At 70.6% G+C, this 26,428-nt stretch carries 23 protein-coding genes and 1 pseudogene; 20 read left to right on the plus strand and 4 right to left on the minus strand.

Annotation, left to right across the window (positions count from 1 at the left end; translation table 11 throughout):
• Positions 1–216: 216 nt before the first annotated feature.
• A complete protein-coding gene (locus MMF94_RS01850) occupies positions 217–894 on the minus strand; it encodes a hemerythrin domain-containing protein (RefSeq protein ID WP_241034610.1) in 678 nt (225 codons plus the stop codon).
• A 284-nt stretch (positions 895–1,178) separates the two neighbouring features.
• Between MMF94_RS01850 and MMF94_RS01855 the strand changes: the two genes are divergently transcribed.
• The 8 genes and pseudogenes from MMF94_RS01855 (at position 1,179) to MMF94_RS01890 (ending at position 12,024) form a co-directional block, all read left to right on the plus strand.
• Positions 1,179–1,871 (plus strand): bifunctional 4-hydroxy-2-oxoglutarate aldolase/2-dehydro-3-deoxy-phosphogluconate aldolase, encoded by a 693-nt coding sequence (locus tag MMF94_RS01855; RefSeq protein ID WP_241034611.1) that lies wholly within the window; start codon positions 1,179–1,181, stop codon positions 1,869–1,871.
• A 14-nt stretch (positions 1,872–1,885) separates the two neighbouring features.
• Positions 1,886–2,845: a sugar kinase gene (locus tag MMF94_RS01860; RefSeq protein ID WP_241034635.1), complete on the plus strand. Its 960-nt coding sequence runs from the start codon at positions 1,886–1,888 to the stop codon at positions 2,843–2,845.
• 951 nt (positions 2,846–3,796) lie between these two features.
• Positions 3,797–6,577, plus strand: coding sequence for an AAA family ATPase (locus tag MMF94_RS01865; protein ID WP_420852412.1), 2,781 nt, complete (start codon positions 3,797–3,799; stop codon positions 6,575–6,577).
• 86 nt (positions 6,578–6,663) lie between these two features.
• A complete protein-coding gene (locus MMF94_RS01870; protein WP_241034613.1) occupies positions 6,664–7,497 on the plus strand; it encodes a GNAT family N-acetyltransferase in 834 nt (277 codons plus the stop codon).
• Between the two features lie 85 nt (positions 7,498–7,582).
• Positions 7,583–7,789: pseudogene (locus tag MMF94_RS43670) on the plus strand (winged helix-turn-helix transcriptional regulator); the annotation flags it as partial.
• A 312-nt stretch (positions 7,790–8,101) separates the two neighbouring features.
• Positions 8,102–8,608, plus strand: coding sequence for an SRPBCC family protein (locus MMF94_RS01880; protein WP_241034615.1), 507 nt, complete (start codon positions 8,102–8,104; stop codon positions 8,606–8,608).
• Between the two features lie 5 nt (positions 8,609–8,613).
• A complete protein-coding gene (locus MMF94_RS01885) occupies positions 8,614–9,675 on the plus strand; it encodes an LLM class flavin-dependent oxidoreductase (protein ID WP_241034616.1) in 1,062 nt (353 codons plus the stop codon).
• Between the two features lie 18 nt (positions 9,676–9,693).
• A complete protein-coding gene (locus tag MMF94_RS01890; protein ID WP_241034617.1) occupies positions 9,694–12,024 on the plus strand; it encodes a molybdopterin-dependent oxidoreductase in 2,331 nt (776 codons plus the stop codon).
• Positions 12,025–12,042: 18 nt separating this feature from the next.
• On the opposite strand, the gene MMF94_RS01895 is transcribed toward MMF94_RS01890, so the two are convergent.
• Positions 12,043–13,254: a GDSL-type esterase/lipase family protein gene (locus tag MMF94_RS01895; protein WP_241034618.1), complete on the minus strand. Its 1,212-nt coding sequence runs from the start codon at positions 13,252–13,254 to the stop codon at positions 12,043–12,045.
• 52 nt (positions 13,255–13,306) lie between these two features.
• Positions 13,307–13,744, minus strand: a complete 438-nt coding sequence (locus MMF94_RS01900; protein WP_241034619.1) for an STAS domain-containing protein — start codon at positions 13,742–13,744, stop codon at positions 13,307–13,309.
• A gap of 138 nt (positions 13,745–13,882) precedes the next feature.
• Here MMF94_RS01900 and MMF94_RS01905 point away from each other — a divergent pair, with 138 nt between their 5' ends.
• Positions 13,883–15,046 carry an SIS domain-containing protein gene (locus MMF94_RS01905; protein WP_241034636.1) on the plus strand — a complete coding sequence of 388 codons (1,164 nt, stop codon included), beginning with the start codon at positions 13,883–13,885 and terminating at the stop codon, positions 15,044–15,046.
• Between the two features lie 171 nt (positions 15,047–15,217).
• Here the strand turns inward: MMF94_RS01905 and MMF94_RS01910 are convergent, their stop codons facing one another.
• Positions 15,218–15,925, minus strand: a complete 708-nt coding sequence (locus MMF94_RS01910; protein ID WP_241034620.1) for a GntR family transcriptional regulator — start codon at positions 15,923–15,925, stop codon at positions 15,218–15,220.
• Positions 15,926–16,027: 102 nt separating this feature from the next.
• Here MMF94_RS01910 and MMF94_RS01915 point away from each other — a divergent pair, with 102 nt between their 5' ends.
• The 11 genes from MMF94_RS01915 to MMF94_RS01965 are packed head-to-tail and all read left to right on the plus strand — an operon-like array spanning position 16,028 to position 26,200.
• Positions 16,028–16,531, plus strand: a complete 504-nt coding sequence (locus MMF94_RS01915; protein ID WP_241034621.1) for a MarR family winged helix-turn-helix transcriptional regulator — start codon at positions 16,028–16,030, stop codon at positions 16,529–16,531.
• A gap of 27 nt (positions 16,532–16,558) precedes the next feature.
• A complete protein-coding gene (locus tag MMF94_RS01920) occupies positions 16,559–17,605 on the plus strand; it encodes an ABC transporter substrate-binding protein (RefSeq protein ID WP_241034622.1) in 1,047 nt (348 codons plus the stop codon).
• Positions 17,602–18,456, plus strand: a complete 855-nt coding sequence (locus tag MMF94_RS01925; RefSeq protein ID WP_241034623.1) for an ABC transporter permease — start codon at positions 17,602–17,604, stop codon at positions 18,454–18,456. Before MMF94_RS01920 ends, MMF94_RS01925 begins: the two co-directional genes overlap by 4 nt.
• Positions 18,457–18,469: 13 nt before the next feature.
• Positions 18,470–19,279 (plus strand): ABC transporter ATP-binding protein, encoded by an 810-nt coding sequence (locus tag MMF94_RS01930; protein ID WP_241034624.1) that lies wholly within the window; start codon positions 18,470–18,472, stop codon positions 19,277–19,279.
• Between the two features lie 28 nt (positions 19,280–19,307).
• Positions 19,308–20,447, plus strand: a complete 1,140-nt coding sequence (locus MMF94_RS01935; RefSeq protein WP_241034625.1) for a M24 family metallopeptidase — start codon at positions 19,308–19,310, stop codon at positions 20,445–20,447.
• Positions 20,444–21,517, plus strand: coding sequence for a hypothetical protein (locus tag MMF94_RS01940; protein WP_241034626.1), 1,074 nt, complete (start codon positions 20,444–20,446; stop codon positions 21,515–21,517). The genes MMF94_RS01935 and MMF94_RS01940 overlap by 4 nt, the downstream gene beginning before the upstream one ends.
• Positions 21,514–22,593: an ornithine cyclodeaminase family protein gene (locus MMF94_RS01945; protein WP_241034627.1), complete on the plus strand. Its 1,080-nt coding sequence runs from the start codon at positions 21,514–21,516 to the stop codon at positions 22,591–22,593. The genes MMF94_RS01940 and MMF94_RS01945 overlap by 4 nt, the downstream gene beginning before the upstream one ends.
• Positions 22,590–23,177: a LeuD/DmdB family oxidoreductase small subunit gene (locus MMF94_RS01950; RefSeq protein WP_338104151.1), complete on the plus strand. Its 588-nt coding sequence runs from the start codon at positions 22,590–22,592 to the stop codon at positions 23,175–23,177. The genes MMF94_RS01945 and MMF94_RS01950 overlap by 4 nt, the downstream gene beginning before the upstream one ends.
• Positions 23,158–24,432, plus strand: a complete 1,275-nt coding sequence (locus tag MMF94_RS01955) for an aconitase/3-isopropylmalate dehydratase large subunit family protein (protein ID WP_241034628.1) — start codon at positions 23,158–23,160, stop codon at positions 24,430–24,432. The genes MMF94_RS01950 and MMF94_RS01955 overlap by 20 nt, the downstream gene beginning before the upstream one ends.
• A complete protein-coding gene (locus tag MMF94_RS01960; RefSeq protein ID WP_241034293.1) occupies positions 24,429–25,685 on the plus strand; it encodes a 3-isopropylmalate dehydratase large subunit in 1,257 nt (418 codons plus the stop codon). The genes MMF94_RS01955 and MMF94_RS01960 overlap by 4 nt, the downstream gene beginning before the upstream one ends.
• On the plus strand, positions 25,682–26,200 hold the full coding sequence (locus MMF94_RS01965) for a LeuD/DmdB family oxidoreductase small subunit (RefSeq protein WP_241034294.1): 519 nt from the start codon (positions 25,682–25,684) through the stop codon (positions 26,198–26,200). The genes MMF94_RS01960 and MMF94_RS01965 overlap by 4 nt, the downstream gene beginning before the upstream one ends.
• Positions 26,201–26,428: the final 228 nt, after the last annotated feature.

The raw sequence follows: 26,428 nt of genomic DNA on the forward strand, positions 1-26,428 counted from the left end.
CTCCCACGTATCGCCGCCGGTTCTCGATCGGAAGAAGGTCGCGTTTCCTGCCGTTGTCACTGGGGTGGTCGCCTGTCTCTCGTCGTTGCGCCTGAACCGCCCTCACGGTCGATGCGGGCGGTGTCTACTGCATGGAGTATTCCGTCCGACGATGTGAGTCGACATCAGTCATGTGACTGCATGACGAGGCCCGGCCACAGAACGACGGCGGCAGGCTCAGGCGACGAGCCCGAGGCGGCGCTTGCGGCTGTGGTAGCGGGCGATCAGGAGCGGTCGCAGCGCCCGGGTGGAGAGCGGGATGCTGTTCAGCATCGAGGCGTAGCCGGCCGTCGGCGTGGGATCGGACATGAGGCCGAGCACCAGGTCGGGCCGCGCCGAGGGAGCGCTCCTCGCCATCGCCGCGCGCAGGGTCCGCACAACCGGGTCGTCGAGCAGCGCGAGCAGCGCCTTGAGGAGTGCCTCCTCCTCGTCGAGGTGGTCGGAGATGTTCACCGCCGCGGACTCCAGGGCCGCCAATGCGGCCTCGGCCATCGCGCGTGTCTCCGGCGAGGCGGCGACGGCGCTGAGCTCCTCGAGACGGTCGAGGCGCCGTGCGAGCCCGTCGAGCTCCCGGTCGATCGCGACGTGCTGAACGCTGAGGTCGTGGAGCTCGACCACGTCGGGCGGGGAGGCCTGCGCGAGCGGCCTCCACAACACCTCTTCCTCGCGGCGCTGGTGAGAGTGGACGAACTCGATGAGCCATCGCCCCACCCCGACACAGCTGTCGACCTCGCCGGCGGTGGCCGGTGCGTGCTTCAGCGCCGCCCGCATGAGGTCCACGCCCCGGCGCATGATCGTGTGCGCGGCGATGAGCTCGTCGTAGATCTTGTCGCTCTCGGACTCCGCGCTCCGCATCCGATCCTCCTCGGTATACACACTGTTCGTTTAGCCGAGTGTGGATCCGCCTCACCGTTGCGGGCATCGGTCAAATGACTCCGGGCGTTCCGCCCGATGTGACCTGCGTCAACAGAAGTGTCGGCGATCACGCGGGAGCGCCCGGCTGAACGGGTTCGATCCGGCTTGTGGGGTGACAACCCGTCGCGCATGATTCAGTTCCGGAGCGTGACGATCACTGGCGATCAGGGTCGTCGGCCCGGCTGCCGTGCGGCGTGCCGGAGGAGGAACGGAGGCCACCACCCATGACCGCCGACCCGGCGCCGCCCCTGTGCCCGCGTGTCCCGATGGGCGAGGGACTCTCCGCCACGCGAGTCGTCGCCATCCTCCGGGCCGGCGATGCCTCCCGCGCGGAGGCCGTGGTCGACACGTTGGTCGAGGGCGGTATCCGCTGCCTCGAGCTGACGATGACCACCCCCGGTGCCCTCGACGTCGTCGAACGTCTTGCGGCCCGGCTGCCCGCCGAGGTCGAGGTGGGGATGGGCACGGTGCTCACCGCACGGGAGGTCGACCGCGCCGTCGCGGCCGGCGCGCGCTTCGTCGTCTCGCCGTCGGTCGTGCCCGCGGTCATCGACGCGGCGTTGCGCCACGGGATCGCGAGCTACCCCGGGGCCCTCACACCAACCGAGATCCACAGCGCGTGGACGGCGGGTGCGACCGCGGTGAAGCTGTTCCCCGCAGGTTCGCTCGGTCCCGGGTACCTGACGGCGGTCCGTGCGCCGCTGCCGGACATCCCCGTCGTGCCCACGGGCGGGATCGACATCACGGCGGTGCGGGCGTGGCTGGTTGCGGGAGCCTGCGCCGTCGGCATGGGTGGACCGTTGATCGGCGACGCCCTCGGCCCTGCTGGTGACCTTGCCGCGCTCGCCGGCCGGGTGGCTGCCGTCCGTGCCGCCGTCCGTGCCGCGGTGGCCGAGGTCTCCGGAGCACAGCGGTGACCGCACCCGGGGACATGCCCGCCGCCGGCCTGGTCACCCTCGGCGAGACGCTCGGGCTGCTCGTCGCCGAGGACACCGGGCCGCTCGCGCTGGCCCACGGGATGCGCCTGAGCATGGGGGGCGCGGAGTCGAACGTCGCCATCGGGGTGTCGCGGCTGGGGGTGCCCGCCACCTGGATCGGACGTCTCGGCCGCGACCCGGTCGGCGACCTCGTGGAGCGCCACCTGCTCGCCGAGCGGGTCCGGCCGGTGGTGCACCGCGACGATGCGCCCACCGCACTGATGCTGAGGGAACGGCGCACGGGCACCTCGTCGCACGTGTCGTACTACCGGCACGGCAGCGCGGGTTCGCACCTGTGCCCCGCCGACCTGCCCGAGCGCGTGATCGAGGAGGCCGGCATCCTGCACGTCACCGGGATCACCCCGGCGCTCGGGGCGGAGCCCGCCGCGGCCGTCCGCGAGGCCGTGCGGCGGGCGCGGGCGGCGGGAGTCCCGGTCTCGGTCGACCTGAACTTCCGGTCACGGCTCTGGGGCGCGGCCGAGGCGGGCGCGGTGTTCCGGGAGTTGGCGGCCGCCGCCGACATGCTGTTCGCGGGCGACGACGAGGCGCGGATCGCCCTCGGCATCGACGACCCGGCGGCGGCCACGCCCGCGGAGCTCGCGACGGCGCTCGCCGATCTCGGACCGGGCGAGGTGGTGGTGAAGAGAGGCCGCCACGGCGCCACCGCCAGGATCGACGGCGCCGTGATCGACGTTTCTGCTGTGCCCGTCACGGCCGTCGACACCGTGGGCGCGGGTGATGCCTTCGTCGCCGGCTACCTCGCCTGCCGGCTCAGCGGGTGTGACGCCGACGAGCGGCTCTCCACCGCCGCGATCACCGGGGCCTTCGCCGTGACCGTCCCCGGCGACTGGGAGGCGTTCCCCCGTCGCCACGAACTGACTCTCCTCACCGCGGAGGAGACGGTGCATCGCTGAGTCACGCGTCCGATCTCGGGGGAGATACAACGGACCGCAACGAAGCGAGTACGACACATACCTGTCGCGACCCGAGGTTTCTGATCGAGCGGAACCTCGCGCAGTGGCGCGAATGGTGGCGTTCGCGAACAAGCGGCGGCTCTGCACCTTTGTGCCGCGATGATGATGTTCAGTCACGCCGCGCTGCTGATCGCGATCAATCGCACGATGCTCCCGAAGCAGATCCGCATCAGCGGTCCGCGGGGGACCGGTGCAGCAGCAGATCGGCGCCTTCGCCCGCCTTCGGGGATGCGGGTTCCGCTTGTCCTGATGCATCGGCGGCACCCCGGAGATCGCTTCCGGTTCACTGGTAGCTCACAGGCCCAACGGAAGTGCGCACGAATCGACGCGGTGGTCCGGTCACTCGCTCGGAGGTGTTCTTCGTCACTCTGCGCGCCCAGACCCCCGTTCGTCCTATGCCCGATCCACCCAGATGGGGGAGACAAGATCCCTTCGGTGACATGTGTGTCGATGTAATGCCGGGTAAGGAGTGCTGTCCGTATGCAGTATGTACGTCGGGTTCATGTCGAAGAGTCGGGCGGTGATACGGCCGTACCGGTGATGGGCGTCACAAGATCTGTCTCCGTGCCCCATGGCACAACGGGAGCCGCTGCGCAAATCGCGATTATGTGAGCCTTCGTTAACAAGTGCCCGCCACCCGGTCGGCGTCCTTGCTGAGGGGGATTCCCGCCGGTTAGGTTGTCCTTCCCGCCGAGGAGATCGTGCTGACCCGGTGTTTCGCAGCATCGGGCCCTGGGTGCTGCAACACCTGGGTTCCAGTGTCGTATCAGTCACGCCCTCGGCCTCGCGGCGAGCGCCGTCCCTCATGGGAGCGTCGGCGTCGTGATCGGATGCGGTCGATCACTGGGGGCCCAGCGCTCCCGGCGTGACCACTGACATCTCTGGAGGCATGTGTTGAGCGATCCTGACCCTGGTCGGGCGGGCATCGCCGCCGGCCTGGTCGGACGTGACGAGGACCTCGAGCGGGTCTGCTCGTTCCTGAAGTCGGCGGCGGCCGGCGGTGCGGCCCTGCTCCTGGTCGGGGAACCGGGCGTGGGCAAGTCGGTGCTGGTGGACGTCGCGGTGGCAGAGGCGTCGGAGCAGGGAATGCTCGTACTGCGCGCAGGTGGCGCGGAGTTCGAGGCGGATGTCAGCTTCTCGGGCCTGAACCAGGTGCTGATCCCGTTGCTGGGTGAGTTCGGAAGGCTGCCCGAAGCGCACCGGGCGGCCCTGTCGGTGGCTCTGGGTATGGAGGAGGGGTGTACCCCGGACCGCTTGGTGGTGTCCAGCGCGACGCTCGGGTTGTTGCGCGCGGTGGCTGCACAGCGAGCGGTCCTGGTGGTGGTGGACGACGTCCACTGGATGGATCGGGCCAGTGCTGCCGTACTGGCTTTCGTCGCCCGCCGGCTGGCCGGTAGCCGCGTGGGTTTCCTGGCCGCCTCACGGCCGGGCATGGAGAGCTTCTTCGAGGGTGCCGGCCTGCCCGAGCACGAGCTACAGCCGCTGGACGACGACGCGGCACTGGCGCTGATGGGCTACCGGTTCCCGTCCCTCGGCACGAAGGTGCGTCGCCGCGTGCTGGCCGAGGCACGGGGCAACCCGCTCGCGCTGCTCGAGCTTCCTGCCGCGCTGACGGGACCGCAGCGTCCGGCCCTACGGGCGCTGCCCGCCGTGCTGCCGCTGAGCCGACGGTTGCAGGCCCTGTTCGTGTCGCGGATCTCGGAGCTTCCCGCGGCCTCCCGCCAGTTGCTGCTGCTCGGGGCGCTGGACAGCACGGCCGACCTGCGCGTGCTGAAGGCGGCCACCAGCGAGCCCGACGACGAGGACCCACTCGCGCCGGCGGAACACGCACAGCTGCTGCACGTGGAGGAGAGCACCGGGCGGCTGACCTTCCGCCATCCGCTCACCCGCTCGGCCGTCGTGGAGCTCTCGACGGCCGACCAGCGCAGGCGGGCCCACATGACGCTGGCCGACATGTCACAGCGGCCCGAGCATCGGGCATGGCACCTCGGCGAGGCGACCATCGAGCCCGACGAGAGGGTGGCGGGCCTGCTCGAAGAGGCCGCCGACCGGATCCTCGGCCGAGGGGACCCTGCCGGTGCCGTCGCCGCGCTGAGCCGGGCGGCCCAGCTCAGCCCCCTACGTTCCGACCGCAGCAGGCGGCTGGCCGAGGCCGCCTACGTCGGCCTCGAGACCGGTGACATGGAGGTCGCATCCCAGCTGCTCGGGGACGCCCGGCGGGCCGACCCGGCGCACGGCGGCGGGTCGCTCTACGCCGCCGCGACCGCCGCGTACCTGCTCAGCGTCGGGGACAACGACGTCGAGACCGCACATCGCCTGCTGGCGCGGGCGATCGAGACCCGCACCGATCCCGACGACGGCGCGCTGGTCGAGGCGGTGTGGACCCTGTTGCTGCTGTGCTGGTTCGGCGGCGAGGCCGAGATGTGGAGGCCCTTCCACACGGCGGTTGCCGAACTCGGGTCGCGGCTGCCCCCGGACCTGGCGCTGATGAGCGCGACCTTCCCCGATCCGGTCCGCACCGCAGGCCCGGTGCTCGACCAGCTGAACAGCGCGATCAACGGGCTGCGCAACGAGGTCGATCCGGTCCGGATCGCCCGCATCTGCCACGCCGCCGTCAACGTCGACCGGCTCGCCGGCTGCCGCGACGCGCTGTGGCGGGTCGTGGGCCGGGCCCGCGAGGTCGGGCCGTTCCCGCTGGCCGTGGTCGCGTTGATCCACCTGTGTCTCGACGACTACATCAGCGGCCGGTGGGACCAGATCTCCGAGCTCGCCGACGAGGGTCTCGAGACGGGTGATGCGCAGGGCTATCGCCACTTCGCGTGGCCGTTCCACTACTTCCTGGCGCTCGTCGCCGCGGCCCGTGGCGACCAGGACACCTCACGGGCCCAGATCGACAAGGCGTTGCAGTGGGCCACGCCGCGAGGGGCGCGTGGTGTGCAGCACTACGTGCACCATGCGCAGGCCGTGGCCGCTCTCGCGCGGAGCGACTTCGAGGACGCCTACCGGCACGCCGTGGCGATCAGTCCCGCGGGGGAGTTCGCCTCGCACGTGCCCGCCGCCCTCTGGGCGATGATGGATCTGGTCGAGGCCGCGGTACGCACGGACCGGCGGGCCGAGGCGGCGGCGCACGTGAAGGCGATGGAACAGGCGAAGGTCGCGGACCTGTCCCCGCGCATGGCCCTGCTGGCGACGGGATCGGCGGCCATGGCCGCCGACGACGACAGCGCAGGCGAGTTGTTCGAGAAGGCTCTTGCTCTTCCCGGTGCGGACCGCTGGCCGTTCGAGGCGGCGAGGGTTCGTCTCGCCTATGGGGAGCAGCTGCGCCGGGCGCGCGCCACCAGCGAGGCGCGGGTGCAGCTCACCGGCGCGTTGGAGACGTTCGAGCGACTGGGTGCCCGGCCGTGGATGGATCGGGCGGGCCACGAGCTCCGCGCCGCCGGGCTCGGCACGGCCCATGCCTCGGGTGCCGGGCTGCTCACGCCTCAGGAGCGCGAGATCGCCGTGCTCGCTGCCGCAGGTCTTTCCAACAAGGAGATCGGGCAACAGCTGTTCCTGTCGCATCGCACGGTGGGTGCGCATCTGTACCGCGCATTCCCGAAGCTCGGAATCACGTCGCGCGCTGCACTGCGGGACGCGCTCGCTACCCTGCCGACCGGTCCGAGTGAGAGTTGAAGCGCTGTAAAAACAATTCGTTCCCGGTGTCTGATATGAAGACATTCGATTTCTTGGTCACCTGTGGATCGGGCTAGGCTGAGCCCATGTCGGGGGGATACGCAACTGCGGCCGTGCTGGAGAAAGTCGAAGCCGCATTCATGTACCAGCTCGAGTCCGGTACGCCCGCGCCCGCCGTGACCGACATGGGAATGGCCTCGGAGTGGATCGGCGGCGGTGCCGTTCTCGCGGTGCGCCGGGACGTCACGGAGTACTGGAACAAGGCGGTAGGTTTCGGCTTCGACGAACCGGTCACCGACGAGCTGATCGGCCGGGTGTGTGAGTTCTACCGGAAGCATGACGCTCCGATGGCCGTCCTGCAGATCGCGCCGGCCGCGCTGCCCGACGACTGGGACGACATCCGCGCTCACTACGGCCTCGAGCCTGGTGGGGCCGTGGTGAAGTCGACGCACGACCTCCTGTTCATCGACGCGCAGAAGACGGACCTGGGGGTCGGGGAGGTCGACGTCCACGGCGCACGACAGTGGGCGTCCACGCTCCTGCGCGCTTTCGGCATGCCCGAGGAGGGCCTGGCGGAGATGATCGCCGCCGCTGTCGGGAGCCCGGGCTTCCGGTGCTACGCGGCCTGGGACGGTGACGAGATCGTCGCCGTCGGCGGCGCGTTCGTCCACGGCGACGTCACCGAGCTGTGGGGAGGCGCCACGCTGCCCTCCCACCAGCGGCGCGGCGCGCAGTCCTCCTTGCTGGCCATCCGCCTCCTCGACGCGAAGGCCGCCGGGTGCCGGATGGCGGTGGTGGAGACGGCGGCCGAGGGTCCCGGCGAGCGCAACCAGTCGTTCCACAACGTCCTGCGGCTGGGCTTCTCGCCGCAGTACGAGCGGCGGAACTGGGTGTGGCGCCCGGCCCGTCAAGCGCGCTGAGCTGCTGGGTCTCTTCTGGGGACCGTATGATTCGCCCATGAGGCGCACATCATTCGCACAGTGGCCGTGCTCGGTCGCGCGCACCATGGACCTGCTGGGCGACTGGTGGACCCCTCTGGTGCTGCGTGACGCGTTCTACGGCATCCGGCGGTTCGACGAGTTCCAGCAGGGGCTCGGGATCGCCCGCAACACGCTGGCCGATCGCCTGCGCCGGCTGGTGGACGAGGGGTTGCTGGAGAAGCAGCCGTACCAGACCGACCCCGTGCGCTACGACTACGTGCTCACCGAGAAGGGCCGCGACTTCTGGGGAGTGCTCGTCGCGATGGCGCGCTGGGGCGACCGCTGGCTCGCCGGGGAGGGCGGACCGCCGGTCACGCTCCACCACGATCGCTGCGACCACGACGCACACGCGGAGGTGGTCTGCTCGCACTGTGGAGAGCGGCTGACCGCGGAGGACACGACCATGCGGATGGGGCCGGGCTACCCCCCGAAGCTTGCCCGCCACCCGGAGGCGCTGAAGCGGTTCGGCGACGGTTTGACAGGTGAGTCCATCTAGGCAACTCTACTGGTGAGGCGCTCAAGCAACCCGAGGAGTGCGCACGCCATGGAGTGGACCGGTGCCCGTTATGCGGACAGGCCGACGGTCGAGGCGAGGACCTGGATCGACGCTGCGCCGGAACGGGTGTGGTCGATCGTCGCCGACGTCGAGCTGATGCCGACGATGAGCAACGAGCTGGAGTCGGTACAGTGGTGCGACGGCGCCACCGGGCCTGCCGTGGGCCACCGGTTCGTCGGCCGCAGCAGGCACGACGCTCTGGGGGAGTGGGCCACCACGTCGCACGTCATCGAGTGCGAGGAGCCGCGGGTGCTCGCGTGGGCGGTGCAGGACCCGGAGAACCCCACGGCGCTCTGGCGGTTCACCCTCGAGCCCGCCGAGGGCGGCACCCGGCTGTGCGAGTGGATGCAGATGGGACCCGCCCGCTCGGGGCTGAGCCACGCGATCGATCGGATGCCCGACAAGGAGCAGAAGATCGTGTTCGTCCGGATGCGTGAGTTCGAGAACTCGATCATCCACACGCTCGCTGCCATCAAGAAGCGGGCCGAAGGCTGATCCGGATGCGCACCGCCACCACGATCGAAGCATCAGAGGCGGACGGCTGGCCGGAGACGGTCGAGTTCGTCATGGAGGCAGAGCGTCTCGGTCTCGATGTCTGCTGGGTGGCCGAGGCGTGGGGTGCGGACGCGCCGTCGGTGCTCGGCTACCTCGCGGCGCGCACCGAGCGCATGCTGCTGGGTTCGGGTGTGATCCAGCTCGGCACCCGCACACCCGTCGCGATCGCGCAGGCGGCGCTCACGCTGGCCCAGATGTCACAGGGACGGTTCCTGCTCGGCCTCGGCCCCTCGGGCCCGCAGGTGATCGAGGGCCTGCACGGGGTGCCCTTCGCCGCTGCCCGCACCCGGGCGCGGGAGACCGTGGAGATCATCCGCCAGGCGTTCGCCGGGGAGAAGATCTCCTTCTCGGGCACCCGGTTCCAGATCCCGCTGCCGGGCGGGGAGGGCAAGCCGATGCGGCTCTCGATCGCCCCCAACCCGGACATCCCCATCTACCTGGCCGCGATGTCGCCCCGGCTGCTGGAGCTGACCGGCGAGATCGCCGACGGGTGGCTCGGCACGAGCTTCGTTCCCGAAGGCTCGGCCGCCTACTTCACCCACCTCGACGACGGCCTTGCCTCCTCGGGGCGGACCCGCGCCGACATCGACGTCTGTGAGGGCGCCGAGGTCGCCTTCGCCGAGGACGAGGACGAGCTGCGCGAGATGGTGGTCCCCCGGAAGAAGAAGCTGGCGTTCAGCCTCGGAGGCACGGGCTCGGCCGCCACGAACTTCTACAACGACGCCTACAGCCGGCAGGGCTGGGCCGACGCGGCCGCTGCGATCCACGAACGCTGGCAGGCCGGGGACCGGGACGGGGCAGCCGAGCTCGTGACCGACGAGATGGTGCTGGGCACCACGTTGATCGGCACCGAGGAGATGGTCGCCGCGCGCCTGCGGGTCTGGCGCGACGCGGGCGTCGACACCGTCCGGCTCTACCCGGCAGGCGACACCCTCGACGCCCGGCTCACCACCCTCGGCCGTGCGATTGACATGGTCCGGGCCCTCGACGCCCCCGACTCCGCCTGAGCGACAACAGGAGAAGACATGCCTGCCGACTGGCACAAGACCGCGTGCAGCCTCTGCTACCTCAACTGCGGGCTGGAGGTGCAGATCGAGGACCGGTCGATCACGCGCGTGCGAGGGGACAAGCAGCACCCGCGCTCGCAGGGGTACCTGTGTCAGAAGGCGCAGCGGCTGACGTTCCTCGGGGACCACGACGACCGGTTGACCACCCCGCTGCGGCGCCGGCCCGACGGCACCCACGAGCCGATCGACTGGGACACCGCGTTGAGCGAGATCGCCGGCCGCCTCACCGCGCTGCGTGACGCCGACCGCGCCGCGGGACGCCCGGGATCGCTGGCCTATGTCGGCGGTGGTGGGCAGGGCAACCACTCCGGTGGCGGCTACGGAAAGGCGCTGCTGAGCTGGATGGGCGGCACCCGGTACTTCAACGCGCTGTCGCAGGAGAAGACCGGGGACTTCTGGGTCAACGGCAGGATGTTCGGGGACCAGACCTGCCACACCGCCGAGGGCGTCGAGGAGTGCGACCTGCTCGTCGTCCTTGGCTGCAACCCCTGGCTCGCCCACGGCTTCAGCAACGCCCGCAGCGCGCTCAACACGATCAAGAACGACCCGGCGCGGAAGATGATCGTGGTCGATCCGCGCCGCACCGAGACGGCTCAGGCGGCGGAGCTGCACCTCGCGCTGCGGCCGGGCACCGACGCCTACCTCCTCGCCGCGATGATCGCGATGATCATCGAGCGGAACGGGCAGGACGCCGAGTTCCTCGCTGCCCGCACCGAGGGCTTCGCCGAGGTCGCCGAGGTGCTCGCACGGGTGCCCGTGGACGCGTGGATCGCCCATGCGGAGGTGGAGCGCGCCGACGTCGAGCGCGCGGTCGACATGATCCTCGACGCGCGGGCGATGACAGTGCGGGTCGAGCTCGGCATCCAGCAGGGACGCCACTCCACGCTCAACAGCTACCTCGAGAAGCTGCTCTACCTGGTCACCGGCAACTTCGGCCGCGCCGGCACAAACAACCTGCACACCTGGCTGCTCCCGCTGTGGGGCAACTCCCGCGGCCAGCGCTCGGAGATCACGGGCTTCGAGTACATCGGAGGACTCCTGCCGACGAACACGATGGCCGAGGAGGTCCTCACCGACCACCCGCACCGGATCCGGGCGCTGTGGGTGGAGTCGTCGAACCCGGCCAACACCTACGCCGACACCGCGCGCGTCGAGGAGGCCATCCGCGCGTGCGAGCTGTCGGTGGTGGTCGACGTCGCCTACACCGAGACCGCGGCGCTGGCCGACTACGTGCTGCCGGCAGCGGCCCAGCACGAGAAGTGGGAGTTCACGCTCTTCGACTTCGAGTGGCCCACCAACTACTTCCAGGTCCGCCGCCCGCTGTTCGAGCCGCTCGCCGGCACCCTCGTCGAGGCGGAGATCTACGCCCGGCTGTTCGAGATGCTGGGTGTGCTGCCCGACGCCGCCACGCTCGCCGAGCTCACCGAGACCGCCCGCAGCGACCGGACGAACCTGCTGCGGCGCGCGGGCGAGGTGATGTCGGACCACCCAGGTCTGGCGGAGATCGTGCCCGTTCTGCTCTATAGCACGCTCGGCGCGACGCTGCCCGACGGCGCCGCGTCCATCGCGCCCCTCTGGGCGGGATGCCAGCGGCTGGCGGGGCGGATGACCACCCCGCTGCAGCGGGCGCTCGGCTCCGACTCGACCGGGCCCGAGCTCGGGAACGAGCTGTTCGACCGCATCCTCGCCTCACCCAGCGGCACCCCGTTCAGCCGCCACACCCATGACGAGGTCTGGGAGCTGGTGAAGCGCGAGCGGGTGCAGCTTGCGGTGCCGGAGCTGCTCGAGTGGCTCGACCGCCTCGATCCCGACGCCGAGCGCCCCGACCCGCAGTACCCGTTCTCGCTGGTCAGCGGCCAGCGCCGGTCGCACAACGCCAACCAGATCCTGCGGCCGCCCGCGTGGCGCAAGACGGATCTCGACGGCGCGCTGCGAGCGCGTTCTGCCGACCTGGCGTCGATCGGTGCCGACAACGGCGACTGGGTGGCGGTCGCCACCCGGACCGGGCGGATCGTGGTGCGCGCCGAGGTCGACGAGAGCATGCGCGCGATGCAGCTGGCGCTGCCGCACGGCTTCGGCATGTCCGTGCCCGACGGCCAGGGCGGCCGGGTGGTCAACGGGCCGCGGATCAACCTGATCACCGACGCCGCCGATCGCGATCCCATCGCGGGCACGCCGCACCACAAGGACGTCCCGGTGCTGCTGGAGCCTGCCACCGCCGCGGAGCGGGAGCTGGCGGAGCGGGACAGCCTGCGCGTGCGTGAGGTCGTCGCCGCGACCAAGGGCTGAGCGCGCCTTCCGGGTGCCTCAGGCACGCCTGGCGGCGAACGGCCCTCCGGCGGCGAAGGCCACGGCGGCGAAGCGCTCGCCGATGCGGCGGTGGGTGGCAGCGTCCGGGTGGAGCTGGTCGGGCAGCGGGAGCTCGGCGAAGTCGGCCTCGCCGTAGAGGTCGCGGCCGTCGAGGTAGTGCAGGTTCGCGTCGTCGGCCGCCCGCTGCTTCACGATGCGGGCCAGCTCGTCCCGGATGACGGTCAGCGTCAGCTTCCCGCCTGCCCGTTCCGCCGGGTCACCCATGGCGCGGAACTGCAGTCTCCCTTCCACGAGGTTGCTGAAGTCCGGGGCGCTGGGGCCGGGGGTGTCCTCGTGGATGGGGCACAGGATGGGCGAGACGACCAGCAGTGGAGTGGCGGGATGTCCGTCGCGGATGGTGTCGAGGAAACCGTGCACCGCCGCAGTGAAGGCACGCAGGCGCATCACGTCGGTGTTGACCAGGTTGATGCCGATCTTGACGCTGATCAGGTCCGCCGGGGTGTCCCGCAGAGCTCGGGCGGTGAACGCGTCGAGCAGGGCGCTTCCGCCCAGACCGAGGTTGATCAGCTCCACGCCGCCGAGAGACGCAGCCAGCGCCGGCCACGTCGTGGTGGGGCTCGCCGCGTCGGAGCCGTGGCTGATCGAGCTGCCGTGGTGCAGCCACACGCTGCGGCCCGCCTCCGGCACGGGCTCGACGGGGGCGTCGGTGCGCAATGCGACCAGCTGCGTGATCTCGTTGTAGGGCAGCCAGATCTCGACGTCCTTCAGCCCGTCGGGCAGACCGGGGAATCGGACGGTGCCGACCGGGCCGGGCCTGGTCTCCGCCGATCCGGTGGCCATGTCCACCATCAGGACGTTGCCGCCGGTCACGCCGGCCCGCCCGGTCAGGCGGCCGTCGACGAGCAGGTCGTACACGCCATCCGGTCGGGGCGGGGCGCCTTCGTAGGCCACCTTGGTGCGGAGTGCGTCCAACTCGATGGCCGTGGCCCGGGTGCGGAACACCACCCGCACGCCGGAGGGCTGGGCTTCGGCCATGGTCAGTTGCCCGTCGGCGCATTGTGCGCGAGCCCTGGCGGGCAGCCGGTGCGGCAGCACCCCGCGTTCGGTGCGCTCCACGTCGAGAGCGCCGCGCAGGAGGTCGGCGGTGACGGGCGTCGTGGTCCAGTCCGTCGACCCGGACGGGGTCGAGGAGTCGTGCGGGGAGCTCATGCACTCAGCCTGTCAGGCAATCCGTGATCCGCACCTGAATTCGGGGAGGGACTCAGAGATCCGCGAGGGCGGTGGTCACGTCGGGATGCAGCGGCAGGATCTGTTGCAGGTTCATCGTCTCCCACGGGCGGATCACCGCCTGGTTGTCGGGCGGCGCCACGAGGCGCAGCGCGGGCCGGGGAGTCTGGTTCGGGGCGGGATAGGGGCCGGGGCCCCGGCTCGCGGTCGTGCGGGTGGCGAGCTCGGCGAGCGTGCCCAGCCCGGAGGAGCCGAGGAAGCTCACTGCTGTGAGATCGATCACCAGCGCGGTGAGGTCAGGCCATGCCAGCGTCTCGTCGACCACGGACATGAGCTTGCGCGCGGTCTGCAGGTCCAGCTCGCCCCTCACCGTCACCACGGCCGCGGATCCGATGCGGGTCACGTCCAGTGTCAGCAGGTCAGCGGGCGCGGACGACGCGTGGTCGGGAGCAGCGTTGTCGCGGTCGGTCACAGCATCACCGTAGTGGCTCAGGGTCGCCACGCCGGACTGCCGCGACGGCGCGCGCCGTGTCAAGCCAGTGGCGGCGTCACCCTCTGTTCATCGGATGTCATCCGCGAGAAACCCCAAACTGTATACCGTTTGATCGTGATGGCTTCCCGGATCAGATCGACGGCGGGGGTAGACGCGTTGGACGACCGGCAGCGTGCGGTCCTCGTGCGCGTCGCCGACGCCGAGCGGGCCGCGATGCTCGCCCTGCCGACCGACGATCCGTGCGACGCCGAGCAGCGCCGCAGGGTCGAGGCGACCCGCGATGAGCTGCTCGCGCAGCCCGCGGTCGTGGACCGCAACTGGGCGGGCAACCGTGACGTCCTCGACGAGGTCGCGTCGATGATCGCCGTTCGCGATCTCGACCGCGCCTTCCTCGTGGGAGCGGGCGACTCGCTGGCCGTGATGGCGGCAGCCCGGATCGCGCTGGAGTCGATGCTCGGCGTGCCGTGCGAGCCGGTGCAGAGCCTCGATCTGGCCTCGTACCTCGCGCCCGCGGTCACCGAGCGGTCGCTCGTGATCGCGCTCTCGCATTCGGGCGAGGCCACGCGCACGGTGGAGGCCCTGCTCGTCGCGCAGTACGCCGGAGCCCTCACCCTCGCCCTCACCGACACGGCGGGCTCGACCCTCGACGAGGAGAGCAACCACGCGCTGCACGTCGACGCCACGCGGCTGGGCTGGCCCACCCAGTCGTCCACCGCGGCGCTGGCCCTGCTGTTCCGGCTGGCCGGGCTCGTGGGCCGCGGCCGCGGTGCGGCCGGAGCCGATGCCCTCCTTGCGGAGCTCGCCATCGTGCCCGGGCTGATGTCGGCGGCACTCGCGATGAGCGACCCGATCGTGGCCGAGGTGGCGGCGCGGGAGGCCGGGCGGCACATGTACCTGTTCTCCGGCGCCGGGCCGAACTGGGCCTCTGCGGTGCTGGGCGCGGCGACGGTCGAGGAGTGCTCGCGGGACCACGCCATGGCCGTCCAGCTGGGGGAGTGCCGCCGCTGCAACTCCCGGAAGGCAGACGATCCGCTGTGGCTGCTGGTACCGAGCGGTCCGTCCATCGAGAGCGCGGTCGACACGGCCAGGAGGGCGCGCAAGCTCGGTGGGCAGGTCTACGTGGCCACCACCGCGGGTGAGCACGCGTTCGACGGTCTCGCCGACGCGGTGGTGCGGTTACCCGACGTCGCCGAGGTGCTGAGCCCATTGCTGTACCTGCTGCCCGCCCAGCTCATGGGCTACCACGTGGCGATGGCGAAGTTCGCGGCCGCCGGCGCCTGATCGGCCGTGTCGCAGCGTGCTCGGCTGAATACGGAGCTTGTCGATTGACCCGCCGGAAGCCCGATTTTGCCGACGTTGAATACAAACTGTATACAGTTGCGTAGGTGCAAGCGAGACGCCGCGCCGCGTGGTGTCACCGGCCGGCGCGGCGGCGATGTGAGTCGCGCCTGGTCAGGCCGGCTCGTCGCGGATGTCGCTCGACGCGCGCAGCGCCCGCAACGAGTCGAGCCGGTAGTGCTCGATGTGGGTGTACGCGACGGCCTCCGCCACGCGCTCGTCGCCCGACTCGATGGCGGCGAGCAGCTCCTCGTGGCCGTTGTGTGCGTGGAGCGGGCCGGGCTCGTGTGTCATGAAGAACAGCCACATCATCCGGCCCGCGAGTGAGCGCATCACGGCTCGCATCAGCGCGTTGTCGGTGAGATCGACGATCCCCTCGTGGAACCGGGTGCTGTCGTCCGCGATCCGGTAGGCGTCGCCGCTTCCCAGGCTGCCGCGCGCGGTCTCCAGCGCGGCCCGTAGCGGGGCGATCGAGGCGCCTGCGGCGATCCTGCGCGCGGCGTACCGGGCTGCGCCGACCTCGAGGCACAGCCGCAGGTCGAACAGGTCGTGCACCGATCTGATCGTCCACGTGGTGACGATCGCGCTGCGGCGGGGCAGTGTGGAGACGAACCCCTCGATCTCCAGTACGGGCACGGCCTCGCGCAGCGGGACGCGCGATACCTGAAGTTCCTCGGCCAGCCGCTGTTCCGCGAGCCGGGATCCCTGTGGGTAGCGGCCGCGGATGATGCCCTCGCGCAGGGTGGCGTAGATCTGGCGCGAGAGCGAATCGGGCCTGGTAGTGGGATCGATCGGCGCCGCCATGACGGGATTGTCCAGCACCGGCGGGGCTCCCTCCAAGCCGCAGGATCCGCTCTTGACCACAGACGCGATCGACTTCACTATGGGAACCTAACTGTTAGGGGCCCTTAGTTAGGAGAACGCGTGAGCTCAGGACCGAGCGGTGAACGCAGGGACGAAGACCTCGGCGTGCTTCTCGTGTCGGTCTCGGCTCGTCTCACCCGGCTCTACGGCCGGGTGCTCGGGCAGCTCGACACCCCGTTGACGTTCCGCCAGCACCGGATGCTCCGAAGGGTCTCCGAAGGGCACACGTCGATGGCGGCGCTCGCCGCCTTCGGAAACCTCACCGTCCCGACGGTGTCCGAGAGCGTCGAGGTGCTCGTGCGGCGAGGCCTGATGAACCGGCAGGAGAACCCGCAGAACAGGCGGTCGCTCCTGCTGAGCCTCACTCCGGAGGGGCAGGCCGCCAAGGAGGCGGCCGACGTGGCGCTGGCCGATGCCGGCGAGCAGTTGCTGCAGGCCGTGCCGGAGGAGCGGCGGCAGATCCTGCAGGAGTCGCTCGCGTCGATCTTCGACGCGGCCACGGAGATCTTCCAGCAGCCGAGCGCGGCCGGCCCGGCGACGGCGGCCGCGCGGGGGTCGAAGTAGCAGCTACAGGTGCGAGAGGAGATCACAATGAAGTGTTCGAAACGGTGGCGCTGGCAGGTGGCGCTGCTGGGGGTTGCGAGCCTCGCCCTGGCCGCATGCGGCGGCGGGGGTGGTGATGCGGGCTCACCCGAGGCGGCGAGCTGCGCGCCGCTCACGTCGAAGCAGCCGCTGAAGCTCGGTGTCAACCCGGGTGCGCAGGATCTCGTCACGTTCGTCATGCAGGAGCAGGGCTTCGCGGCCAAGCACAACCTCGAGGTGACGGTCAGCTCGTTCCAGAACCCCTCCGCGCTGCACGCCGCGATCGGGCAGCACACCGTCGACGTCGGGTTCGGGGGGCTCACCGCGATGGCGGTGGCCCGTCAGCAGGGGCGCGGCGCGATGATCTTCGACGTCCTGACCAGCCCGTCGAACGTCGTGGTGACGCGCAACGATTCCGACATCCGCACCTTCTCCGACCTGCGAGGACGCAAGCTAGGGGCGTTCGGGGGCCGGTCCAGTGCCACGTTCGCGATCACGTCGATCGTGGCGAAGGAGAAGTACGGGATCGACGATCTCGGCGGCCAGGTCGACATCATCGAGGCCCCCGACGCCGCGATGCTGGGCCTGCTCGACGCCGGCAACATCGACGCTGCCCTGATCGGCACGACGGCGACGGTGCAGGCCCTGCTCTCGGGCAAGTACCGCACCCTGAGCGACATCTCCGAGGACTACCAGGCCGCGTTCGGCAAGCTGCCTGGTCACGTCCTCGGGGCCACCACGGACGAGTACGCGGAATCGCACTGCGGCGTGCTCAACGCGTTCAGCGGGGCCCTCGACGACACGGTGGCGTTCATCCAGACCGACCCGAACGTCTGGGCCGACTACGCGAAGAAGATCGAGCTGACCGACCCGCGGGCGCCGCAGATGCTCAAGGAGCGCGTCGGATCGCGCTACATCGCCGACTGGAACCAGGAGCAGGCCGACGCCGAGTCCAAGCTCATCGAGCAGCTCATCCCGGTGCTCGGCGCGGACAACTTCGTGCCTGCCGTTCCTGAGGGTCTCTTCCGCACCGACCTGCGGACGGCCACGTCATGAGCACGCTGCACAGCGACCGCGAACCGGACGTCTCGCTCCCCACGGCCGTGGTGCCGGTCGCGGGTGAGGCCGACCTCGTGCCGGTGGTCCGCCGCTCCTGGCGGGGCGTCTGGCTGCGGGCCATGTCGCTGGCCGCGCTCGTGGTGGTCTGGTTCATCGCGTCGCTGTTCTTCGACGAGAGCGTGCTGCCCGGGCCGATCCGCGTGTTCGGCACCCTGGTGCAGAACCTGGGCGACTCCGAGACCTACTTCCACCTCTGGACCACCGTCTACCGGGTCGTCGCAGGCATGATCATCGCCGTCGCGTTCGGCCTGATCATCGGTCTGGCGATGGGTCTGTCGAAGTTCGGCGAGGAGTTCCTCGACTCCTGGGTGCTCGTCGCGTTCACCGTGCCGTCGGTGGTGTACGGCATCCTCGCGATCCTCTGGTTCGGGCTGAACGACCTCGCGGCGATCGTCGCGATCGGCGTCACGGCCGTCCCGGCGGTCGCGATCAACATGTGGCAGGGCGTCAAGGCGATCGACCTGTCGCTCGTGCGCATGGGGCAGGCGTTCCACTTCTCGCGCGGCGCGATCCTGCGCAAGCTGGTGGTCCCGCAGGTGATCCCGTACCTGCTCGCGGCACTGCGCTACGCGCTCGGGTTGTCCTGGAAGATCGCCACGGTCGTCGAGCTGATCGGCTTGTCCAGCGGCGTCGGCTACCAGCTGAGCTACTGGTTCGGGCTGTTCAACATGACCCAGGTGCTCGCCTGGACGATCTTGTTCACGATCGTCCTGCTGCTCATCGAGTTCCTGATCCTCAAGCCGACGGAGCACTGGCTCACGCGTTGGCGTCCGTCGATGCAGAACTGACCAGGGAGCCATCGTGTCCGAAGAGGTGTCCCGTAGCGACGGTGACCAGCCCTACCTCGTGATCGACAACGTCCGCAAGCAGTTCCCGCGCCGCGGGGAGCCGCCCCTCACCGTCATCGACGGGCTGAACGTGGCGGTGGAGCACGGCTCGCTGCTGTCCATCCTCGGCCCGTCGGGCTGCGGGAAGTCGACCCTGCTGAACATGATCAACGGGCTGGACGACGTGACGTCGGGCCGGATCATGATCAACGGCCACGTCGTCACCGCCCGCTCGCGCTCGGCGGTCCGGATCGGCGTCGTGTTCCAGGAGCCGCGCCTGCTGCCGTGGCGCACGGTCCGCGACAACGTGCGGCTGCCGCTCGACGAGCTGGACGTGCCGCGCGAGGAGGCCGACCGGCGGGTGCAGCGTTACCTCGACCTCGTCGGCCTCGGCGAGTTCGGCGACTACTTCCCGCTGCGGCTGTCGGGCGGCATGCAGCAGCGGGTGGCGCTGGCGCGGGGTCTGGCGATCGAGCCCGACCTGCTGCTGGCGGACGAGCCGTTCTCCGCGCTCGACGAGATCACGGCCCGCAAGCTGCGCCAGGAGTTCACCGACATCTGGCGCGCCACCGGCCGCACCGTCCTGTTCGTCACCCACAACATCCGAGAGGCGGTGTTCCTGTCCACGCGGATGCTCGTCGTCACCGCGCGGCCGTGCACCACGCACATGGACATCGCGATCGACGTCCCGTACCCGCGGGTGCCGGAGGACGACCGCCTCTTCGAGATCGAGAAGCAGGTCACCAAGGACTTCATCCAGATGGAGGAGGCGGCGGCCGTATGACCCCAGTGGTCGAGCGAAAGGAAACGAAGTGAACGGAGCAGACGACGTCGAGCAGGAACTGCGCTATACGAGAGTGCGCGCAGCGATGGCCGAGCAGGGCCTCGACCTACTCCTTGCCTACGGTCCGGGCTGGCGCCGGGAGAACATCCGCTACCTGACCGACGCACGTGTCACGGGCAGCGCCGCGCTCGTGCTGGTGCCGGTGACGGGGGACCCCGCGGCGTTCTCGGTGCGGCCGGCCGACCTCGCCGTGATCGCGGAGCGCGGCTGGGTCACCGACGTGTCGCGGCTGGACTTCCCGGCCGCCACGGTGCTGACCGAGCGGCTGCGTGACCTCGCCCCGACACGGATCGGGGTGGCCCACCTCGAGCTGCTGCCGCAGGCGTTCGCCGACGCGATCGCTGCGGGCGCGCCGAATGCGGAGGTCGTGTCGGCCACCGGCCTGCTCGACAACGCCCGCATGGTCAAGAGCGACTGGGAGCTCGCGCAGATGCGCCGCTCGGCCGCCGTCTGCGCGGCGGGCTGGCAGAAGTTCGTCGACGTGCTGGAGCCGGGCCTGCCCGAGTACCGCATCGTCGCCGAGGTCGAGGCCGAGCTGAAGCGCCTCGGCGCCGAGGACAACTTCATGCTCATCGCCTCCGGCGGCGACGAGGTCATGGGGATGACGCCGCCCGGCCCGCGGCTGCTCGAAGAGGGCGACATGGTGCGCACCGAGCTCACCCCGCAGATGAACGGGTACTGGCTGCAGATCTGCCGCTCGGCGGTCGTCGGGAAGGCGAGCGACGCCCAGCGCCGCTCGTTCGACCTGTTCAACGAGGCCGTGGAGGCCGGGCTCTCGGTCGTGCGGCCGGGGATCACGGCACACGAGGTGGCGGTGGCCGAGAACGACGTGTTCCGCAAGTACGGCTACGGCGAGTACTGCACGGCCAAGTACACGCGCGTGCGGGGTCACGGCCACGGGCTGCACCTGGACGAGTCCCCGATCATCGAGGGCAACCACACGGTGCTGCCGGAGCGGGCCGTGTTCATCGTCCACCCGAACACCTACACGCCGATCGCCGGCTACCACGTGCTCGGCGACCCGGTGGTGGTCACCGCCACCGGCTACGAGGTGCTGATCGAGACGGAACGGGTGCTCTTCGAGACCCCGCAGGGAGTGGCGGCATGAAACGTGGACTCGTCGTACTGGACACGGCGGAGGTGCCGGAGCAGGAGCGCCCCGACCGGGTCGCGCGGCTGCAGCGGCGGCTCAAGGACGAAGGTGTGACGATCGGGCTGGTCTACGCCGACGTCCACCGCTCCGACGACGTCGGATACCTCACCAACCTCTGCATCTACTGGAACGAGGGCATCCTCGCGGTCCCCGCTGAGGGTGACCCCGCGTTCCTGATGAAGCTGTCGCCGCGGGTGCACCCGTGGATGCGCCGCTCGTCGACGCTCACCGATCTGCGCAGCGGCAAGGGCTTCACCGCGCTCGTGCAGGGTTTCATCGAGAACGCCGCAGGTGTCGATAACACCGAGCCCGGCGTGATCGGACTCGTCGACGGCTCGCTGTGGCCGACCACCACCGTGGACGAGGTGCGGGCCGCGGCACCCGGCTGGGACGTGCGCCCGCTCGGCGGGCTCGTCCGCGAGCAGCGGCTCGTCCCGTCGGCCGCCGAGCTGGGGCTGCTGGGCGCGGCCGCCGGTCACCTGCGCACCGCGCTCGACGCCGTGGTCGGCCCGGACCTGCCGGACGGCGAGCGCATCGCGCTGCTCGAGCAGGCGCTGCGCGGCGCCGGCTACACCGACCTGATGGTCGAGGTGGTGCACGGTCCGGACGAGGTGTCGGCCGTGGAGGTGACCGGGCAGTTCCGGTTCAGCTGGCTGCGTGCCTCGCGGCTGGTCACCCAGGCTGCCGGTGCGCCGCAGTGGGCCGCCTCGCTGCAGGACGCACTGGCCGCCGCCCGTGCTGCCGTCGCACCGGGTGAGGCGGCCGCCGTGCCCGCCGCGGCTGCGGAGAAGACGCTCACCGGGCTCCCGGCAGGCGCCACGGCGCACGCCACCGTCGTGCACCAGGCCGACCTCTCGACGGGTGGGGACTACGCGAGCCCCGACGAGCAGCTTCCCGTCGGCGCCGTCGTGGTCGTCTCGGTCGAGGTGCTCTTCCCCGACGGCGGCCGGGTGGCCGTCGCCGACACCGTTCGCGTCGGAGAGACCGGCGCCGAACAGCTCGATGACAAGGAGCTGCACGCATGAGGGTGCTGTCGAACGCCGACATCGAGCAGGTGCTCACCCCGGCGGAGTGTCTCTCCGCCCTGGAGACCGCCTACGTCGAGCTGGCGCAGGGCAAGGGCGCGAACCGCCCGCGCAACCACACCTACTTCCCGGTGGAGGACGCCCGGCACCCCGGGTTCCGCTTCCGGTTCAAGTCTCAGGAGGGCGGCACGGTCAGCAGCGGCGTGTGGGCCCTGCGGATCACCTCCGACATCGCGGGTGTCGAGACGCTGGCCAACGGTGTGCAGCGGCGGCGCCTGATCCCCGCGGCGCCGGGCGGGCGCTACGTCGGGCTCGTGACGCTCTACAGCATGACCACCCTGGAGCCGCTCGCGATCCTGCACGACAGCGTGGTGCAGAAGATGCGGGTCGGCGCCACGTCGGCCCTGGGGATCCGGGAGCTGGCGGCCACCGACGTCACCGTCGCGGGGATGTTCGGTTCGGGCTGGCAGGCCGAGTCGCACCTGGAGTGCCTGCTGATGGTGCGCCCGGAGATCGAGGAGGTGCGGGTCTACAGCCCCACCCCAGGCAACCGGGAGAAGTTCGCGGCCATCTGGAGCGAGCGCACCGGCAAGCGGATCGTGGCGGTGGACTCCCCGCGTGGAGCGGTGGAGGGCTGCCGGATCGTCACGTGCGCGACCGCGGCCATGGACCCCTGCTTCGAGGGCGCCTGGCTGGAGCCGGGCAGCCACGTCACGGCGATCACCTCGCCGGACGGCACTGCCACCCGTCGTGAGCTCGACGACGCCACGTTCGACCGCGCCGACCGCATCGTCGTGCTCTCCCGCGAGCAGGTGCACCACGACAAGCAGTACGACATCCTCGGCCCGGTCGACCGGGGCCGGATGAGCTGGGACGACATCCACGAGCTGGGCGACCTGCTGGCCGGCACCGCACCGGGGCGCACCCGTCCCGACGAGACCACGATCTTCGCCAACAACACCGGCATGGGCCTGCAGTTCGCGGCGGTCTGCGCCCGCGCCCTCGCCCTGGCGGAGGAGCGCGGCCTCGGGCACGAGGTCCCGACGGACTGGTTCCTGGAGGAGACGTCGCCGTGAGTGAGCTTGCGAACGAACCATCGGCACGGAGCGAGCTTGCCGATGGACAGGGCGTGGTCGGTGGGAAGGCGATCGTCTTCGGCGACGACGTCAACACCGATGTGATCATCCCGGGCCGCTACCTGGTCAGCATCGACCCGGCCGAGCTGGCCGAGCACGCGTTCGAGCCGCTCGGGGCCGAGGTCCAGCAGCGGCTGCGGGCCAGCGACGTGGTGGTGGCCGGGCGCAACTTCGGCTGCGGCAGCGCCCGCGAGCAGGCCTCGACGTGCCTCATCGGGGCCGGGATCAGCGCGGTCGTCGCGCGGTCGTTCTCCCGGGTTTTCTTCCGCAACGCGATCAACACCGGGCTGGTGGCCGTCGAGTGCTCGGAGGCTGCGGACGCCGTCATGAACGGCACAGTGGACGGTGCCGAGGTGCTGGTCGACTACGCCGCGGGGACGGTCACGGTGGGCGAGCGCAGCTTCGGCTTCGCCCCGTACCCGCCGGGGCTGCGCGTGATCCTCGAGGCCGGCGGGCTCATCCCGCACCTGATGCAGCAGGCTGCGGCGGCGAAGGACAAGGCGGGTGCAGGTCAACGTGGGTAGGACGTTCGCGCAGAAGGCATTGGAGCGCGCGTCGGGGGAGAAGGACCTTCAGCCGGGTCAGATCGTCGACGCCTTCCCCGACCTCTACATGAGCCACACCGCCAGCTGGCGGTGCATCCGGACGCTGGAGCGGATGGGCGTCGACGAGCTCTACGACGTCGACCGGATCGCCATGGTGATGGACCACATCGCCCCGGCGGACAACGCCAAGACGGCGGGCTACCACGCGCTGTGCCGGGAGTTCGCCGACCGGATGGGCGTGCGCAACTTCTTCGACGTCAACGCGGGAATCGCGCACGTCGTGCTCATGGAGCGCGGGCTGATCAAGCCCGGCGAGCTGATCATCGGCACCGACTCGCACTCCACGATCTACGGCGCGCTCGGTGCGCTCGGCACCGGCGTCGGGTTCAGCGAGATCACCGCCACCTGGGTCACCGGCAAGCTCTGGATGAAGGTGCCGGAGTCGATCAAGGTGGAGGTGGACGGCCCGCTCCCGCGTGGCACGTACCCCAAGGACGTCATGCTGAAGCTGATCGGCAACGTCGGGGCCGACGGCGCCACGTACTGCTCCGTGGAGTTCCACGGCAGCTACGTGGAGCAGATGTCGGTGTCGGAGCGGATGACGCTCTGCAACCTCGCGATGGAGATGGGCGCGAAGAACGCCTTCGTGCCCCCGGACGAGATCACGCTCTCCTACCTCGACGAAGCGGGCGCCGACCGCGGCTCGTACGACGTGCTGCTGCCCGACCCGGACGCGCAGTACCGGCAGGTCGAGCGCGTGGCAGGCGACACGCTGCTGCCGCAGGTGGCGGTGCCGCACACCGTCGACAACGTCGTGGGGGTGGACCAGGTCGCCGGCACGAAGGTGGACCAGGTCTTCATCGGCTCGTGCGCCAACGCGAAGTACGACGACCTCGCGATCGCGGCCGAGGTGCTCGCGGGCAAGAAGGTGGCACCGGGCGTGCGGCTCATCGTCACGCCGGCATCGGCCAAGATCATGGCGAAGGCGGCGTCGGACGGCATCGTGACGACGCTGCTGGAGGCCGGAGCCACGATCACGAACCCCGGTTGCGGGGCGTGTGCGGGCAGCGGCGGCGCGATGGCCGACGGGGAGGTCACCTTCTCCACCGCCAACCGCAACTTCCAGGGCCGGATGGGCAGCTACCAGAGCAGCATCTACCTGGGCAGCCCCGCGACGGCAGCGGCGTCGGCGATCCGTGGTGTCATCAGCAACCCGCAGGAGCTGCTCGCATGAACATGGTGGAGAAGATCCTCGCCCGGGCCAGCGGGCGCCGCTCGGTGGAGCCGGGTGACGTCGTGGTGGCCGAGGTCGACCTGCTGATCATGCACGACCTCTCCGGGTACCTGACCAGCCGCGTGTTCGACAAACAGGTGGGTGGGCCGGTGCGCCACCCGGAGCGGGTGGCGATGGTGTTCGACCACCACTACTCGCCGCCCACCGAGGACGCCGCGGAGATGCTCAAGGAGAACCGCGAGTGGGCGCGGCGCAACGGCATCCACCTCTTCGACTGCGGCAACGGCAACATCCACCACACCGTCGTGCGGCGCGGGCTGGTCCGGCCCGGCGCGATCGTCGTCGGCTCGGACAGCCACACGCCGGTGCACGGTGCGCTGGGCGCCTTCGCCGCGGCGCTGGGCAACGACTCGCACGCCGGCACCGTGCTGCCCTACGGCAAGGCGTGGTTCCGGGTGCCCGAGACGGTGCGCGTCGAGCTCGAAGGCACGCCGCAGCCGGGCACCACCGCCCGTGACATCGCGCTGTGGCTCGTCGGGCAGATCGGCGAGGGCGGGCTCATCTATGCGGCGGTCGAGTTCGCCGGCCCGTACGTCAAGGAACTGTCGTTCTGGGACCGGTGGCTCTTCCCGCTGCTGTGCGTCGACCTCGGCGCGAAGTGCAGCTTCGTCGAGCCCGACGAGGTGACCGAGGCGTTCGTCCGCTCGCTGCCGTCCGGCTCCGCGCAGGACCGGCTGGAGCAGAGCGACGGCGGCGAGGCAGCCCGGGTGCTGCGCTTCGACGTGGGAGCGGTGGCGCCGCAGGTGGCGTGCCCGCCGACCGTCGGCAACCTCGCCGACGTCACGGCCGTGGCCGGCACGCCGGTGCAGTACGCCGAGCTGGGTGGGCACGCAGGCGGGCGGCTGGAGGACTTCCGCGCCGCCGCGGAGGTGCTGCGCGGACGGCGGGTGCACCCGGACGTCCGGTTCAACGTGGTGCCGTCGAGCCGGGAGGTCTTCACCCAGGCTGCACAGGAAGGGCTGGTGCTCGCGCTGCACGAGGCGGGGGCCACGTGGTTCCCGCCGAGCACGGGCTCCAACCAGGCCTACAACATGGGTGCCATGGCCGCGGGCGAGGCGATGATCTCCACCCACGCCCGCAACTTCCCCGGCCGCAACGGCAGCGCCGAGGCCAGCATGTACCTGGCCGCGGCTCCGACCGTGGCGGCGTCGGCCGTCGCGGGAACGATCACCGACGCACGGGAGCTCGCATGACCACCGATGTCCCCGCGCTGCAGGCCAGCGGCCGGTGCTGGACGTTCGGGGACAACATCCCCACCGACCGGCTGGTGAAGACGAAGTACGTGGTCGAGCCGATGTCGGTGATTGTGCAGCACGTACTGGAGGACCTGAACCCCCGCTTCCCGCTGGAGGTCCAGCCAGGCGACATCGTGGTGGCCGGCAAGCACTTCGGGCAGTCGTCCGGGCGGGCCATCGCGGTGAAGGCGCTCAAGGCCACGGGCATCGGCTGCGTCGTCGCCGACACGTTCGCGCGCACCTTCTACCGCAACGCGTTCGAGGTCGGGCTGCCGGTGCTGGAGCTGCCGGGCGTCACGGGGCTGGTCTCCGACGGCGACGTCCTCTCGGTCGACGTCGTGGCGGGCACGTTCCGTAACGAGACGACGGGACAGGAGCGCACGGTGGCACCGCCGGACGCGTTCCTGCTCGAGATGATCAGGGCGGGCGGCCTGATCCCACTGGCCAAGGCGCGCACGGATCTGTTCGCCTGATCCCCAACGAGATCCGGGTTTCAGGCCTCACGAGGGCCGAAACCCGGATCTCGTCGTTTCACCGGGAGACCCGGGCGCCATGACCGCTGTCACGGATTCGTGCACGGGTCCGCAAGCGCGCACGGCCCCCGTCGCGACATGGTCACGTGACGCGGAATCTGTCCTCTCCGAACAGCGACATGTGTCCCTGTCGCCCTGTGCGCCGGACACGTCCTGTTTGTCACCAAA

The organism is Pseudonocardia alaniniphila (genome assembly GCF_022524485.1).
GTDB lineage: Bacteria > Actinomycetota > Actinomycetes > Mycobacteriales > Pseudonocardiaceae > Pseudonocardia > Pseudonocardia alaniniphila.

Coding starts and splice junctions, on each gene's coding strand:
- MMF94_RS01850 (WP_241034610.1), bottom strand. CDS start 894: ATGCGGAGCGCGGAGTCCGAGAGCGACAAGATCTACGACGAGCTCATC.
- MMF94_RS01855 (WP_241034611.1), top strand. CDS start 1,179: ATGACCGCCGACCCGGCGCCGCCCCTGTGCCCGCGTGTCCCGATGGGC.
- MMF94_RS01860 (WP_241034635.1), top strand. CDS start 1,886: ATGCCCGCCGCCGGCCTGGTCACCCTCGGCGAGACGCTCGGGCTGCTC.
- MMF94_RS01870 (WP_241034613.1), top strand. CDS start 6,664: ATGTCGGGGGGATACGCAACTGCGGCCGTGCTGGAGAAAGTCGAAGCC.
- MMF94_RS01880 (WP_241034615.1), top strand. CDS start 8,102: ATGGAGTGGACCGGTGCCCGTTATGCGGACAGGCCGACGGTCGAGGCG.
- MMF94_RS01885 (WP_241034616.1), top strand. CDS start 8,614: ATGCGCACCGCCACCACGATCGAAGCATCAGAGGCGGACGGCTGGCCG.
- MMF94_RS01890 (WP_241034617.1), top strand. CDS start 9,694: ATGCCTGCCGACTGGCACAAGACCGCGTGCAGCCTCTGCTACCTCAAC.
- MMF94_RS01895 (WP_241034618.1), bottom strand. CDS start 13,254: ATGAGCTCCCCGCACGACTCCTCGACCCCGTCCGGGTCGACGGACTGG.
- MMF94_RS01905 (WP_241034636.1), top strand. CDS start 13,883: ATGGCTTCCCGGATCAGATCGACGGCGGGGGTAGACGCGTTGGACGAC.
- MMF94_RS01920 (WP_241034622.1), top strand. CDS start 16,559: ATGAAGTGTTCGAAACGGTGGCGCTGGCAGGTGGCGCTGCTGGGGGTT.
- MMF94_RS01925 (WP_241034623.1), top strand. CDS start 17,602: ATGAGCACGCTGCACAGCGACCGCGAACCGGACGTCTCGCTCCCCACG.
- MMF94_RS01940 (WP_241034626.1), top strand. CDS start 20,444: ATGAAACGTGGACTCGTCGTACTGGACACGGCGGAGGTGCCGGAGCAG.
- MMF94_RS01945 (WP_241034627.1), top strand. CDS start 21,514: ATGAGGGTGCTGTCGAACGCCGACATCGAGCAGGTGCTCACCCCGGCG.
- MMF94_RS01960 (WP_241034293.1), top strand. CDS start 24,429: ATGAACATGGTGGAGAAGATCCTCGCCCGGGCCAGCGGGCGCCGCTCG.
- MMF94_RS01965 (WP_241034294.1), top strand. CDS start 25,682: ATGACCACCGATGTCCCCGCGCTGCAGGCCAGCGGCCGGTGCTGGACG.